The organism is Myroides sp. TSA_177.3 (assembly GCF_052691955.1).
On the sequence record NZ_JBQZGD010000002.1, the window covers coordinates 76,843 to 91,262 of the forward strand.

Annotated in this window: 14 protein-coding genes; 6 read left to right on the forward strand and 8 right to left on the reverse strand. The window is 34.1% G+C overall.

What is annotated here, in order from left to right:
* Positions 1 to 27: 27 nt before the first annotated feature.
* The 5 genes from ACUTSE_RS02415 to ACUTSE_RS02435 form a co-directional block, all read right to left on the reverse strand.
* Positions 28 to 600, reverse strand: a complete 573-nt coding sequence (locus ACUTSE_RS02415) for a hypothetical protein (RefSeq protein ID WP_002985276.1) — start codon at positions 598 to 600, stop codon at positions 28 to 30.
* 172 nt (positions 601 to 772) lie between these two features.
* A complete protein-coding gene (locus tag ACUTSE_RS02420; RefSeq protein ID WP_445639090.1) occupies positions 773 to 1,711 on the reverse strand; it encodes a siderophore ABC transporter substrate-binding protein in 939 nt (312 codons plus the stop codon).
* Between the two features lie 17 nt (positions 1,712 to 1,728).
* The gene (locus ACUTSE_RS02425; protein WP_002985279.1) at positions 1,729 to 2,487 is read right to left on the reverse strand and encodes an iron ABC transporter ATP-binding protein; all 759 of its coding nucleotides are present in this window, start codon (positions 2,485 to 2,487) and stop codon (positions 1,729 to 1,731) included.
* Positions 2,484 to 3,431 carry an iron chelate uptake ABC transporter family permease subunit gene (locus ACUTSE_RS02430; RefSeq protein WP_002985280.1) on the reverse strand — a complete coding sequence of 316 codons (948 nt, stop codon included), beginning with the start codon at positions 3,429 to 3,431 and terminating at the stop codon, positions 2,484 to 2,486. The genes ACUTSE_RS02425 and ACUTSE_RS02430 overlap by 4 nt, the downstream gene beginning before the upstream one ends.
* The gene (locus tag ACUTSE_RS02435; RefSeq protein ID WP_002985281.1) at positions 3,424 to 4,374 is read right to left on the reverse strand and encodes an ABC transporter permease; all 951 of its coding nucleotides are present in this window, start codon (positions 4,372 to 4,374) and stop codon (positions 3,424 to 3,426) included. The genes ACUTSE_RS02430 and ACUTSE_RS02435 overlap by 8 nt, the downstream gene beginning before the upstream one ends.
* Before the next feature lie 375 nt (positions 4,375 to 4,749).
* Here ACUTSE_RS02435 and ACUTSE_RS02440 point away from each other — a divergent pair, with 375 nt between their 5' ends.
* The 5 genes from ACUTSE_RS02440 (at position 4,750) to ACUTSE_RS02460 (ending at position 9,638) form a co-directional block, all read left to right on the forward strand.
* The gene (locus ACUTSE_RS02440; protein WP_445639091.1) at positions 4,750 to 5,634 is read left to right on the forward strand and encodes a hypothetical protein; all 885 of its coding nucleotides are present in this window, start codon (positions 4,750 to 4,752) and stop codon (positions 5,632 to 5,634) included.
* A gap of 129 nt (positions 5,635 to 5,763) precedes the next feature.
* Positions 5,764 to 6,432: a spermidine synthase gene (locus tag ACUTSE_RS02445; protein WP_259188122.1), complete on the forward strand. Its 669-nt coding sequence runs from the start codon at positions 5,764 to 5,766 to the stop codon at positions 6,430 to 6,432.
* A gap of 229 nt (positions 6,433 to 6,661) precedes the next feature.
* Entirely contained in the window at positions 6,662 to 7,777 is a 1,116-nt protein-coding gene (locus tag ACUTSE_RS02450; protein WP_445639092.1) for a GNAT family N-acetyltransferase, read from the forward strand.
* Positions 7,778 to 8,121: 344 nt separating this feature from the next.
* Positions 8,122 to 8,565: a GNAT family N-acetyltransferase gene (locus ACUTSE_RS02455; RefSeq protein ID WP_445639093.1), complete on the forward strand. Its 444-nt coding sequence runs from the start codon at positions 8,122 to 8,124 to the stop codon at positions 8,563 to 8,565.
* Positions 8,565 to 9,638 (forward strand): alanine racemase, encoded by a 1,074-nt coding sequence (locus ACUTSE_RS02460; protein ID WP_002985287.1) that lies wholly within the window; start codon positions 8,565 to 8,567, stop codon positions 9,636 to 9,638. The genes ACUTSE_RS02455 and ACUTSE_RS02460 overlap by 1 nt, the downstream gene beginning before the upstream one ends.
* A 35-nt stretch (positions 9,639 to 9,673) precedes the next feature.
* Here the strand turns inward: ACUTSE_RS02460 and ACUTSE_RS02465 are convergent, their stop codons facing one another.
* The 3 genes from ACUTSE_RS02465 to corA form a co-directional block, all read right to left on the reverse strand.
* Positions 9,674 to 10,363 carry a phosphoribosylaminoimidazolesuccinocarboxamide synthase gene (locus ACUTSE_RS02465; RefSeq protein WP_002985289.1) on the reverse strand — a complete coding sequence of 230 codons (690 nt, stop codon included), beginning with the start codon at positions 10,361 to 10,363 and terminating at the stop codon, positions 9,674 to 9,676.
* A 121-nt stretch (positions 10,364 to 10,484) separates the two neighbouring features.
* Positions 10,485 to 11,207 (reverse strand): OmpA family protein, encoded by a 723-nt coding sequence (locus ACUTSE_RS02470; RefSeq protein ID WP_445639094.1) that lies wholly within the window; start codon positions 11,205 to 11,207, stop codon positions 10,485 to 10,487.
* A gap of 776 nt (positions 11,208 to 11,983) precedes the next feature.
* Complete coding sequence (gene corA, locus ACUTSE_RS02475) at positions 11,984 to 13,069, reverse strand: magnesium/cobalt transporter CorA (RefSeq protein WP_002985293.1); 1,086 nt, start codon at positions 13,067 to 13,069, stop codon at positions 11,984 to 11,986.
* A 76-nt stretch (positions 13,070 to 13,145) separates the two neighbouring features.
* On the opposite strand from corA, the gene hutI reads away from it, so the two are divergent.
* Complete coding sequence (hutI, locus tag ACUTSE_RS02480; RefSeq protein WP_445639095.1) at positions 13,146 to 14,399, forward strand: imidazolonepropionase; 1,254 nt, start codon at positions 13,146 to 13,148, stop codon at positions 14,397 to 14,399.
* The last annotated feature ends 21 nt before the right edge of the window (positions 14,400 to 14,420 follow it).

Sequence of the window (14,420 nt, forward strand, 5' to 3'; positions counted from 1 at the left end):
CTAGAATTAGGTAGATTCCCTTAACTCTTATTTCAATTTGATTTCCTTAATCAGCGCATTCATTGGAATTACTTTTACTTCTTCTTGCTGCAACAAAAAGATATAATCCGTTGTTTTGCCGATTAAAATTCCTTGTATTTGTGTATTGTCTGCATACGTTATAGCAATGGGATTTTCTTGTACAACTGCGCGTTTATTTCGCTTTGCATAAACATCTGCTCCTAAAAACATATACAAAACAAAAAGAAGTAATCCTAAACTATACTTTTGACTCGTATACCATTTGGTTTGATCCATATTAAACATCATTTTCGCATAGGAAGCGGGATGTTTTTTACGCCAAAAAAGATCGAGTTGATAAATCAAGATTGTCAGGAGAATCGTTCCAAGTGTAAATAAGGTAATGGTAAAATCGCCAAAAGGAGCAATTAAAAAATCAAACAAACCTGCATAATCGAAAATATTGACATCGAATAAGATAAACTTCTTGTAATTGAAGAGCATTCCAATAGCGACAGCAACAAGGTAGGCAATCGCTAAAAGCGTTTGTACATCTTTAAATAAACGCTTGAAAATGGTGTTTGAAAATTGATTGTCCATAAGATAAAGTAGCAAAGCAAGAAGTTAATACCCGCTGATTTTAGTTGCTAATTTAAATAAAAAACGACACCATTTAACATTTCATTTAGATAAAATAAGAGCAAAAAAAAACGAGCGAGTACTATTATGTACCCACTCGTTTTTACCTGTTTGAAATTAACAACAACTTTACTTATTTCGTCACAGCATTTTCTACTTCGTCAATCATCATTTTGATTGATTTTAGTCCTCCACCTGATAAATACCATGTTTCAGGGTTTAAGAAAATGATTTTATCATTTTTATATGCATTCGTTTGTTGTACGAGTGCATTTGCAAATTCTTCTTTACTTAAGGTAGCTCTTTTAATTGCTGCTCCACGGTCAATCACAAAGATATAATCTGGGTTTAATTCTTTGATTAATTCATTAGAAATCACTTGACCATGCGTTGCAACTTCGATGTTTTCATCTGCTGGTTTTAGACCAAAAACATCGTGGATAATACCAAAACGAGATCCTTTTCCGTATGAACTCATACGACCTTCGTTTGCTAAAACGATTAATCCTTTTTTATCTGAATTCTCCGTGATACTCTTAATCTTAGCAATACGCGCATCGATGTCTTTCAATTCTTTTTCTACTTGTTCTTCTTTTCCAAACAATTTACCGATAATGCGTTGATTGTTTTTGAATGAATTCATATAATCTTTAGCATCTACATCAAGATTGATGGTTGGTGCAATTTTTTTGAACTCATCATACATTGCTGCTGTACGACCTGCAATAATGATTAATTCTGTATCTGCTGCGTTTACTTTTTCTGCATTAGGTTCTTTAATTCCCCCAACATTATCATATTCCGCTGCGCTGTATTTCTCTAAATAAACTGGTAGATTTGATCCTGGCACTCCTTTCACTGGAATTCCCAATTCATCAAACGTATCTAAAATACCGTAGCTCAATACTACAGGATTTTTAGGGTTTACTTTTACTTCAGAAGTACCCGATAGGTGATCCACGGTAAGTACTGCTGTTTCAGTAGCTGAACTTTGTTCTTCATTTTTTGTTTCTTTACAAGAAACAAATAAAAAAACGGATGCTGCTAAGCAGCTAATCATAAATTTACTCATAACGATGTTTTTATAAATTATTTAAAATAGACACAAATTTTGTGGTCTCCGTTGTCGATAATTTTCATATCGATATCAAAGACATCTTTCATTTTTTCTTCTGTAATCACTTCGTTGGTTGGTCCGAAATACAGAATTTGATGGTTTTTTACAGCAGCGATGTAATCTGCATACGCTGCAGCATAATTGATATCGTGCACAACAATAACAATGGTTTTTTGGTATTTATCTGCCAATTCACGCAAGGTTTTCATAATTTCGACCGAGTGTTTCATGTCTAAATTATTCAACGGTTCATCCAATAAGATATACTCCGTGTCTTGCGCCAATACCATAGCGAGAAAAGCACGTTGACGCTGTCCTCCACTCAATTCATCAATAAATTGATTCTCAATATCTTTCAATCCCATGAAAGCAATACTTTCCTCAATCTTCTGATGATCTTCTTTTTTAAGTCTTCCCTTAGAATGGGGAAAACGACCAAAAGAAACTAACTCTTTTACTGTCAATCGAATATTCGGGCTATTACTTTGTTTTAAGATCGCTAAACGCTTAGCGAAATCTTCATTTGTATAGCTTAATACTTCTTTATTCAACAAATTGATTTCTCCTTTATCTCGGGAAACTAAACGACTAATGATTGATAGAAGTGTACTTTTTCCCGTACCGTTTCCGCCAATAAAACAGGAAATCTTTCCTTTGGGGAAACTTACACATACCTGATTTAAAATCAGTTTCTCACCATATGATTTTGATACTTGATTGACTTGAATCATACTTTATTACTTTTTAACAGCAAGTAAATAAAATACACCCCTCCTACGAAGTTGATAATGATACTTACTGTTGTTGTCATATTAAATAAATGCTCTACCAGATACTGCGCTCCAATAACGGTTACGGAGGTCAGCAAACAACAGGTAAAGACGATTAAAGCGTGGTTGTTTTTCTTCACCAATTCGTAGGTTAAGTTGGCAACCAATAAACCTAAAAATGTAATCGGTCCTACTAACGCTGTGGAAACAGCCACCATAATAGAGATAAAGATTAGATTCGATCGCACTACTTTGTGGTAATTCACACCAAGACTAATGGCGTGATCACGACCTAAACTAATTACATCTAACTGTTTGAAATAACGGATTCCATATAACATTGTTGCCACTAAAATCACAGCAGCAATACTTAAAATTTTCAAATTAATGCGCTCAAATGAAGCAAACATGGCATTTTGAATGATACTAAACTCATTGGGATCAATTAGCAACATAATAAATGAAGCACCACTCTTAAATAGCGTCCCGATTAAAAGTCCGACTAAAAGCAAGGTATACAATCCCTTACTTTCTCTCTTAAAGACAGCGAAATACATGACCATGGCAAACACCATCATCAAGACGACAGACAAGGCAAAATTCCACTCCGATCCTAGTACTTGAAATGTGCGATCTCCATACCATAAAACAATCAGCGACTGCAACAGCAAGAAAAAAGAATCAAAACCCATGATAGATGGAGTTAAAATTCGATTGGCTGTAATGGTTTGAAAAATGACAGAAGAATAACCAATAGCAAAAGACACCAACAACATCGCCAATACTTTAAATCCTCTTCGAGGCAAAACGTAATCCAGCTTCGTTCCTGTAAACGTGAACATATAAATAGCAATGCTGATTAGTAGCGAAACGAGTAATATCGTGATTAACTTATTTTTAGGCATGTTTTGTCTTTTTTAAGATTAGATATAAAAACACCACTCCCCCAACAATACTAACCGTCAGCCCAATAGGCACCTCATACGGGGCAATGATCATGCGGCTAAGTAAATCACAAACTAACAAAAAGATGGCACCGACCAAAGCCGTATAACTAATCGTTTTGCGGAGGTTATCACCAAAAATTAAACTGACAATATTCGGAACAATCAAGCCTAAAAAAGGAATTACTCCTGCTGTCAGTACAACTACAGTTGAAGTAATAGAAACGAACACCAAACCTAAATACATGATGCGTTTGGGATTTAGCCCTAAACTTGTTGCAGCGTCTTCTCCTAACCCTACAATAGTGAACTTATTGGCGTAGAGGTAACATAAAATAACCACCAATACACCGAGATATAAAATTTCGTAATTTCCTTTTAAGATAGATGAGAAATCTCCCATCATCCAACCGTCCATATTCTGAACGAGATTATAACGGAAAGCGAAAAAAGTAGCAATCGCGCTAAGGATATTTCCAAATACAATTCCTATTAAGGGGATAAAAATCACATTTTGCACTTTGATTTTACTAGCTAAACGCAGAAAAACAATACTAGCTGCTAAAGCAATGGTAAAAGACAATACCGTTTTAAACACAATCCCTCCATTGGGAAAGAGAATCATACTAAATAAAATTCCCATTTTACAAGCATCTAGTGTACCCATAGTGGTTGGAGAGACAAATTTGTTCAAGGAAATTTGTTGTACAATTAAACCGGAGATACTCATTCCTACACCCGCAATCAATACTGCAATGGTTCGAGGTATACGACTGACAACAATAACCAGCAATTCATCTTTCGACAATTGGTGTAAATCAAAAATCGAAATATCTTTTACGCCCACGAAAATGGATAAAAAAGAGAGTACAATCAGTATAAGAACTAAGGTAATTCTTATCATAAAAAAGCGTTATTTTTATTTAGAATAAAATTAAATAAGAGCAAATATATAAAACTTGAAGGAGTTGAAAAAACTATTCTCGGTTTGTTTTCTTTAAATAACCTTTTCTCAATTCTCATATTATCAACAGCTTTCCTTAAAAATCAGAAAGCCTTAGTAATTCGAAGTAAATGCATATAAAACCTAACTATTCGAACACATTTGATTTGAATACCGTAATTTATATAAAATTTACTTTTTACTTGGACTAGCACTTACAACTATAGATTTCTTTTGCCCTTCGCTGAGCTATTTTCTGTATTACTACAGACGGCCAAAAATTAATACTATCTTATCTTAAAAAAATAACATACATTAGCATAAAATCAAAAAAACATGAACAACACCTTAAAATTAACTACAATTTTCAGCTTATTATTTCTATTTATTAGCTGTACTTCTGATGACAACCAAAAGGAAGAACCAACAGGCAAAAAAAATTATCTACTAACAAGAGTCAATTATACTGCCTACTCATCCGCCCCTAATCAAACTGGTGATTTCACTTTAAACTACACTCCGGAATATCGCGAGCCTGAATTTGTAGCGTTATTTGACTTGACCTATGATAACGACAAGCAAGTAAAAGAGCTACTTCTAAAAAAAGACATGTACGAAAATGGCCTACTTGTTGCTCGTAATTCTTATACGTTTAAACCTAAATACAACACTTTTCAACAGATGGAGACGTTAACGGTTAGTTCAGAGGCACACACAACAAGTGAATATTCGTTTTCTTATGAAAATGAGCTAGTAAAAAACTTACAAGTCCTAGATAATGCTCGTATTTCATATAATCAACACTTGGTGTACAACAACTTAAAGCAATTTACTCAGGCATCCGTTCAAACAATAGAAAATGAACCTCGAACAATGGAGTTAGCCTATACCTACAACTCAGCCAATCAATTAATAAATCTCACAGATGGAAACAATGAGATTGACTTTAGCTATGATACAGGTAAAAATCCGTTTGACGCTTTACCATTTGATTTAACCACTCTCATTTTAGACAATATTTACTTTGTTCCTCTTACCTATAAATTTGCAAACACTTTAGCAAGTTATACCCTTTCAACAGAAGAATCTCCCTTCATATTTGAACATACATATAATGAGGATAACTATATTACACACACTAAAATATATCGAGGTTCCAAAGTAAGAGACAAGCACTATATGTTAATTGTTTACCAGTACGAAGTCACAAAACAAGACTAAATAAACAACGAATAGCCCAAGACGAACTTGGGCTTTTTTTATATTCTTTAAAGTTTTTATTCTATTTGTATAAAAATACAAAGCACTCTATATTTTCCTTTATCTTTGTTTTTATTGATGTGAAAGTATATGCTAAAAAAATGGTTAAGTTACGTAACACCTATTCCCGTAAAAAAAATCACTTCGAAAATCAACCATAAGTTAGAAATAACCTGGCAAAATGGGCAATTGGTTTTAGATACAAAGAACACCAATTATTCGTATGGTCAATTAGAACAAGTATTTAAAAAGGCGTTTAAATTCATTGGCTATCCTAAAATTAAACCCATGCAACAAGTACTAAACTTGGGGTTAGGTGCTGGTAGTACCGTTCATTTACTTCGCAATGACATCAATTTCACAGGCTCGATGACGAGTATTGAACTCGATGAAGCGATTATCTATGTTGCCCGCAAATACTTTAATCTCGACCGTTATCAAGCAAACCATCAAATCATTCAAATGGATGCTTTTGAATATGTCTTAACTTGTCAAGAACAATACGATCTCATTGTCATTGATATTTTTCAAGATAGTCATATGCCTTCTTTCTTATTTGAGCATTATTTTGTTGATCATCTCAAACAATTATTAGCCCTTGATGGTTTTATTATTTTCAATACGATTGTCCTCACACCAGAAGATGAACAGCGCAATCAAGCCTTCAAAGCATTATTTGATGCCACTCATTTCTCTGTTCGTTTTATGCCAACGACCTTAGAACACAATAGTATTATCACAATTAAACGATTAGCTTAATCTTTTTATTCACTAATAGAATAGATTGTGTGGATTGTATTTTAATTTATTTTGTTCAGTAATACATCAGTTTCTCTTTTACACCAGCAGATTTTATCATTTGTATAAGTTTTCAAAGCAAAACGTCAAATAACCTCATACTCTTCTCAAATTTTATTCTCCTTAAAGAGGGAATGCCGGACTAATATTTAGTATTTTTATCCCCATTTTAGATTTTAACTCAAAAACAATGATCGAAGTTAAACAAGCGAGTACTCGAAAAGAGATGAAGGAGTTTGTCCAGTTTCCCTTCACCCTATACAAAGACAATCCTTATTGGGTACCTTCAATTATCAAAGAAGAGGTAAAAAGTTTTGATCCTTCCAATGATATATTTAAAACTGTAGATGTTCGTTTTTTTCTTGCATATAAAAACAATAAACTAGCGGGGCGTATTGCCTGTTGCATCAATTGGACGGAAGTTAACGATTTGGACAAGCCCAAAGTTCGCTTTGGATGGTTTGATTTCATTGATGATGTAGCAGTGAGCAAAGCCTTACTAGCTGAAGTTGAAAAATTCGGAAAAGCCAACAAAATGCACTACATGGAAGGTCCTATGGGATTTTCCAATATGGATAAGGCTGGAATGTTGACTAAAGGATTCGATCGCATTGCGACTATGATTGGGTTGTATAACTATGAATACTATCCGAAGCACCTCAATCAATTGGGCTTTAAACCAGAAGCAGAATGGATGGAATACAGCCTTGACATCTCTAATTTTGATCAAGAGAAAATCGCCAAAATGTCGCAGATGATTCAACAGCGCTATGGGGTTAAACCTCTTGTGTTCAATACCATCAAAGAACTTATGCCTTATGTAGATGAAATGTTTGCCCTACTTAATAAGACCTATGCTGATTTGCAGAGTTTTGTTCCCATTGAACCTTTTCAGATTGAACATTACAAAAAGAAATACTTGCAGTTCATTCATCCTGATTTTATATCATGTGTCATGGATGAAAACAACAAGATGATTGCTTTTGCTATTACGATGCCTTCATTCTCGAAAGCCTTTCAAAAGACAAAAGGTAAATTATTTCCGTTCGGATTCATTCACTTGCTACAGGCAATGAAACACAATAATCGCGCGGAATTCTATTTGATTGGTATTGATCCAGACTATAGAAATAAAGGAATTACGGCCATTATATTTGAAGAAATTTACGCTTGTTTTACACAGCATAAAATCAAACATATTGAAACGAATCCTTTACTTGTTGAAAATGTAAAAATTCAACAATTATGGAAACATTTCAACCCTGAAATTCACAAAGAGCGCAAAACGTACCGCAAAGATATTTAAGATTATTCTTAACCTGTACTAAGCCTATTAAAACCAAGTGTTCCGCTTGTTTTTAATAGGCTTATTTTTTTTGAATAATTCTCAATTTAAAACAAATAAAACGAAGATTAATTCTGAAAAATTTGCAAGAAGCCCTCTTTTTTTGTAATTTTATGGTTTAAACATTTTATTTTACAATTTTCAACTATTGTAAGTAGTACGTCAGGAGAAGTACATCTACCCTAATTGTATGTGCCAATAAGCACATCAATCCGATACATCAGTTTTTATTTTTTACCGCTGATTTTTTATAATGGAAATGGTTTTTACCTGCGTACGACTACTTAGTTGTAAAAACACACATTATGATTCAAATAGAAAAAAAGAATTCAGACAGTCCCGTCAGTCAAGCAGAAGTAGAACAATACACCAACTTCTTATTTCAACATCTCGAACAATATGGAGATGCAAAAGAAGATATTGCCAAAGCTCTTGCTTATGCACTAGGTCAAGACAACAAACCAGGCGGCGTGATTCTCATCGCAAAAGAGGAAGAACGCATCGTAGGGATGACTGTTGTGTTGAATACCTTGATGGGAGGATTTATCCCTGAACATATTTTAGTCTATATTGCCACAGACCAATCGCAAAGAGGAAAAGGTATTGGCGGACAGTTAATTGATTTCCTAAAAGAAGACTTAACAGGATCCATTGCCTTACACGTTGACTTTAACAACCCTGCTCAACATTTATACGAGCGCAAAGGATTTGAGAAGAAGTATATAGAAATGAGATTAAACAACAAGTAATGGCTTTTTTAACCTTAAATAAAACGAAACTAAAGCACAATTTTGACCTGCTTGAGAACCTATTTGATACGGAAGGTATTACTTGGGCCGTGGTGGGTAAATTGCTCTGTGGTAACTCGTTGTTCCTAGAACAAGTATTGGAATTAAAGCCCAAGCAAATTTGTGATTCTCGCGTTTCTAACCTCAAGAGTATCAAACTCATTGATCCCGATATCGAAACCATTTACATCAAGCCTGCTCCTAATGGAAGTATTGATGAGATTGTTGAATATGCCGATATTAGTTTCAATACAGAGTTAGAGACGATTAAACTACTGTCCAAAGAAGCAGTAAAGCAGGATAAAATACACAAAATTGTAATCATGGTTGAGCTTGGAGAACTCCGAGAAGGCGTTTTACGCGAAGATTTGATTTCTTTTTATGAAAAAGTCTTCAGTCTACCTCATATTGAAATTATAGGCCTAGGAACGAACTTAACCTGTATGTATGGGATTTTACCCAACAATGATAAATTAATTCAGCTAAGCCTCTATAAAGAGCTCTTAGAGCTAAAATTCAACAAAAAGCTGCCCTTTATTTCAGGTGGGGCATCTGTTACGCTTCCCTTAATTGTCAATCATCAACTACCGAAAGCCATCAATCACTTTCGAATTGGTGAAACGCTTTTCATGGGAACCAATGCTTACGATGGTAGTCAATACGAAGAATATGAACAGCATATTTTCAAACTACATGCCGAAATTATTGAACTGCATGAAAAACCAATGATGCCGAGTGGAGAAACAGGAATCAATATGACGGGCGAAAAAATTGAATTTAACCCAGAATGGGAAGATGTAACCAAGTTCAGAGCGATTATTGATTTAGGGCTACTGGATATTGATACCGATCACTTCTTTCCCGTTAATACCAAACACCAATTGGTTGGTTCTAGTTCAGATATGATGGTCATCGACTTGGATGCTAATCCAGAAAAACTAAAAGTAGGTGATACGATTTCCTTCCATATGGATTATATGGGAATCCTTCGATTGATGAATTCAGATTATGTAGAGAAAAAAGTAATTACATAAAAAAAGGAGAAGCTTGCGCTTCTCCTTTTTGTTTTTTATAAGTTACTTAAAAAAAGTTTCTCTAAATCTAATGGTGCAACATATTGGCCTGCTTGGTATACTCTCATATTACCTCCTGAAATTTCGTCAATCAAAATGATTTCATTTGTCGCTTTATCTCTACCAAATTCTAATTTAATATCATAAAGTTCCAACTCTTTTTTGGCTAACTCTTCTTTCACCATCCAACAAATTGTTTTAGTCAACTCTTTCAATGTGTTGTATTCCTCATGTGATAAAATACCCAACATGGCCAAAGCATCTTCTGAAATTACAGGATCTCCTTTTTCATCATCTTTAATTGTAATTTCAACGAAGCTATCTAATGCTTGTCCTTCTGTACAATAATCGTTATATCTTCTGAAAAAACTTCCTACTGCACGGTATCTACAAATTACCTCTAATCCTTTTCCGAAAGGAACTGCTTCTTTTACAACCATAGAAACCTCGTCTAAATCAGCAGTAACATAATGCGTTGGAATATTGTTAGCGTTTGCTAATTCGAAGAAGTATTTGGTCATTTTCAATCCACTTCTACCCGCTCCTTCAATTGTCAATCCTACTGTATTGGCTCCTGGGTCAAAAACGCCATCTGTTCCTGTTACATCGTCTTTAAATTTTAGAAGTACTTGATGATTACCTAAGCTATAAACATCCTTTGTCTTTCCTTGGTACTTTAATTCCATAGTGTGTGTTGTTATTTAGGCCCCAAAAATAAGAAAAACTACGACATATCCCGCTATTTTCAATTTCTAAATTCACTCTACCACAAAAAAAAACCGATGTATGTTACATCGGTTTTATATTTTATTGAATCAAGAAATCACATCGTCTAAAATCTTTAGCTGTTCCTGTTGATCCTTCTCTGTTTTTTGCATTTTGAGACAAGTGCACTACATCTTTTATTAAGCGACTTGGGCTTACTCCCTGTTCTACTAAATAATCAATCACGCGTTGTGCTCTGCGTTCTCCCATCCAGGTGTTGTATTGGGCGTTGTTTCTTGTTTCTACATACGAGCGAATCACAACGGCTTGTGTCGTATTTTTTTGCATATAGCGCAACAATTCATCTGCAGCAACTCTATTGTCATCGTTAAAATAAGAACTATTGAAATCATATTGAATAAAGAACGGCAACATATTCTTTGCCGTAGCAGCCGACAAAGTTGCTCCTTGTCCGCCTATTTCTTGTGATTTTCTAGGATACCCTATTTCTTTAGTCAGGTTGAAATTTACTTCTAAATCATCGAGAATATTGTTTACCACAACTTCAGCTGAATTATAACCTTCTGCTGTACCCACAATTTTCTGAACCTTGTCTATATTTTTACTGTTGATTTCGAAATTTCCTTCTTGATCTACCAACATATCGATGACTTTTTGCCCTTTATCATTATAAAATGACACTCTTCCTTCAGCTATCACCTGATTGTTTTCTTTATTATAGAATGTTCCGCGGATACTTTGGGCATAAAACTGTTGAGTGCCAAGTAAAGACAACCCCAAAACTAAAAAATAGATGTTCTTCATAATACTCTTTTTTTACAAAAACAGAAACTCTTATTCACTTCTGTTGTTTTTTAACATAAACAAGTCAAATATAATTAAAAATAAAATACATTTACTTTTTATTTTTCACTCTTTTAAAAAGAAAACACTTTTATTAGCATCTTCTAGTAAGAATATCTCCTTAACTATTGTATTCTCCTTTCAAATTCTTTATACCTTCTCAAATTGTCCTCGTCTTTTTTAGAACTATGCAAAAATAAGCGTATAACTTGAACGACATCTATTTTAGCACAAAAAAACTTCCTTTTATATTTTTTTACTTCTTCTTTTTGCTTGTCAAATCCCAGTCCGGTCAAGGTTTTCCGCAGGAAGTCTTAATATTTAGCATAAATAAGTCTTCTGTATTTATTTATCATATTTTTCATTTATCCAAAAATCATTATAGTTAATAATTAAAATAAAAACACAAAATACATCATTTAAATAAAAATATTTCGCCTTTTACCTATAAAGCATCCTTTATTTTTAACTATTAGCTCCTAGATTTACCATATCTTTAATTACTTTTTAAGAAAATAAATTAGTTCAACTGAATAAGGTTATCTACATTTGTTCGAGAAAGAAAAATACAGGCGAAGGAGTATACAGCTTAGCGCTAGTAAAATCAACTGTTTCGGTATTTTTTATCTTACCAAAATCGAACTATATAAAGTTTTATACTTTATCTAAGTTATATGTTGTTTCCTATGCAAAAGCCCAACGAGAGTCGTTGGGCTTTTGTTTTTATTATATAGCGTTTAAAACCATCTTTTCCATTTAAAATAGGCAATCATAGCCAACACGAGTAGAAACATTCCCACTAACGTAATAAAATAACCATTCTCCATTTTAAGTTCTGGCATATTTTCAAAATTCATCCCGTATACCCCTACAATAAATGTCAACGGTATAAAAATAACAGACACAATAGTTAATACCTTCATGATTTCATTCATTCGATTACTCTGAGAAGAAAAGTAATAATTGGTCGCACTATCTAATTTATTGAGGTTGTATTCAATTTGATCCAAAATTTCGATGCTTTTATATTGCAATCGATCGTAGAAAACCAAGCTATCTTTGCTGATAATCATATGCGCGTGTTTTTTATCGTGCAACGTTCCCACATTGTTTAAAATCTCCCGCATTGGCATCACTGCGCGTTTTACATCGTTTAATTCCTGCGTATACTCCTCAATACCAACGAGTGTATCTCGATGATACTTCGCTCTTGCATCCAATAATATTTGCTCGACATTATCCTCTACGACATCCAATGTCACAAAAAAGCTATCCATGAGAGAATCAATCAACAAATACAATAAATAACCCGTATCCCTTTTGCGAACCTGTCCAATTTTCTTGCGAATTCGCTCTCGAATGATATGAAAAAAATCACCTCTCTTCTCTTGAAAAGACAGGAGTATATTCGATTTTAAAATAAAACTAATTTGTTCTATTTCGATATTTTGATTTGCATCTTGGTAGGGCAATAACGCTTTTAAACTAAAAAAAAGCGTATCGTCTAAATCTTCAACCCTTGTTCTACGTCCAAAGTTTAAAATCTCGGCCATGATATACGATTGAATTTGAAAGAACTCCCCTATTTCTTGCAATAGTTCAATATCGTGTAAACCGTGCAAATTAAACCACTTGATGGAATCTGCACTAGAATTCTTCAAAACTTCCTCTATTTCCTTCAGGCTTAAATCATTATACTCTTCAAAATGATCTTCTGTATAAATAAAAAGCTGCATAGAAATAGGCACATCCGGAAAAGAACCAGAATATTCCAAAGTATTTGGCTGAAGTTTTCTTATTTTACTATATTTAACTCGTCTCACATTCGTAAATTTGTTTAAATATATGACATTTTTAAACTGTACTTTTAGAGCTACATAAAAAAATTAAAGAACAACCATGAAAATTTTAATAAAAAACATAAAAGAATTACTACAAACAAGAGCAACTTCTGTCGACATGATTTCAGGTAGTGACATGAAAATCTTACCTAAAATAGACAATGCTTTTTTACTAATTGAAGATGAACTTATTTTGGATTATGGCTCAATGGCGGATTGTCCAAAAGAAGATGATAGCATCCAAGAAGTAATTGATGCCCAAGGTTGTGTTGTATTGCCAACTTGGGTTGACAGTCATACCCACTTGGTGTATGCAGGTAATCGTACTTTAGAATTTGTTGATCGCATCAATGGTTTGAGCTATGAAGAAATTTTCAATCGCGGTGGAGGAATTTTAAATTCAGCCAAAAAACTACAAGAAACGAGTGAAACTGATTTATACGAGCAATCAAAAGTTCGTGTAGAAGAAGTAATTGCACAAGGAACGGGCGCGGTTGAAATCAAATCAGGTTATGGGTTAACAGTTGAAGCAGAATTAAAAATGTTGCGCGTGATTAAACGCTTGAAAGAAAACTATCCCATTGCCATTAAAGCGACCTTTTTAGGTGCTCATGCTTTTCCAAGCGAATACAAAGACAACCATACAGCCTATATTGACCTCATTGTAAACGAAATGATTCCGGCGATTGCCAAAGAAAACTTAGCAGAGTACATTGATGCCTTTTTAGAAACGGGTTATTTCTCTGTGGAAGAAACAGAGCGCATCATGGAGGCAGGAAAACAATATGGTTTACGCGCAAAAATTCACGTGAATCAATTTACAGCTATTGATGGTATTGCCGCTTGTGTAAAACACGATGCCCTTTCTGTTGATCACTTAGAAATTGTAACGGATGAAGATATTGAGGTATTAAAAAACAGCAACACTATGCCTGTAGCTTTACCTACTTGTTCTTTCTTCATTTCTATTCCTTACACACCCGCAAAAAAAATGTTAGCCGCAGGATTGCCTTTGGCTTTGGCTTCTGATTCCAATCCAGGCACAACACCTTCAGGTAATATGAACTTTGTTGTAGCAACAGCTTGTATTAAAATGAAGTTAACTCCAGAAGAAGCGATCAATGCAGCAACCATCAATGGTGCTTATGCGATGGGCGTTAGTGCTACACATGGTAGTATCACCAAAGGAAAAAAAGCAAGTGTAATTATCACTAAACCTTTGCATTCTTTTTATGAAATACCGTATGCCTTTGCTAGTAACCCTATCGGTACTGTCATTTTAAATGGGCAAATTCAACCTTATAAAAACTAATTAAACGCAGCTTTAAAATAC

Coding starts and splice junctions, on each gene's coding strand:
- ACUTSE_RS02415 (WP_002985276.1), bottom strand. CDS start 600: ATGGACAATCAATTTTCAAACACCATTTTCAAGCGTTTATTTAAAGAT.
- ACUTSE_RS02420 (WP_445639090.1), bottom strand. CDS start 1,711: ATGAGTAAATTTATGATTAGCTGCTTAGCAGCATCCGTTTTTTTATTT.
- ACUTSE_RS02425 (WP_002985279.1), bottom strand. CDS start 2,487: ATGATTCAAGTCAATCAAGTATCAAAATCATATGGTGAGAAACTGATT.
- ACUTSE_RS02430 (WP_002985280.1), bottom strand. CDS start 3,431: ATGCCTAAAAATAAGTTAATCACGATATTACTCGTTTCGCTACTAATC.
- ACUTSE_RS02435 (WP_002985281.1), bottom strand. CDS start 4,374: ATGATAAGAATTACCTTAGTTCTTATACTGATTGTACTCTCTTTTTTA.
- ACUTSE_RS02440 (WP_445639091.1), top strand. CDS start 4,750: ATGAACAACACCTTAAAATTAACTACAATTTTCAGCTTATTATTTCTA.
- ACUTSE_RS02445 (WP_259188122.1), top strand. CDS start 5,764: ATGCTAAAAAAATGGTTAAGTTACGTAACACCTATTCCCGTAAAAAAA.
- ACUTSE_RS02450 (WP_445639092.1), top strand. CDS start 6,662: ATGATCGAAGTTAAACAAGCGAGTACTCGAAAAGAGATGAAGGAGTTT.
- ACUTSE_RS02455 (WP_445639093.1), top strand. CDS start 8,122: ATGATTCAAATAGAAAAAAAGAATTCAGACAGTCCCGTCAGTCAAGCA.
- ACUTSE_RS02460 (WP_002985287.1), top strand. CDS start 8,565: ATGGCTTTTTTAACCTTAAATAAAACGAAACTAAAGCACAATTTTGAC.
- ACUTSE_RS02465 (WP_002985289.1), bottom strand. CDS start 10,363: ATGGAATTAAAGTACCAAGGAAAGACAAAGGATGTTTATAGCTTAGGT.
- ACUTSE_RS02470 (WP_445639094.1), bottom strand. CDS start 11,207: ATGAAGAACATCTATTTTTTAGTTTTGGGGTTGTCTTTACTTGGCACT.
- hutI (WP_445639095.1), top strand. CDS start 13,146: ATGAAAATTTTAATAAAAAACATAAAAGAATTACTACAAACAAGAGCA.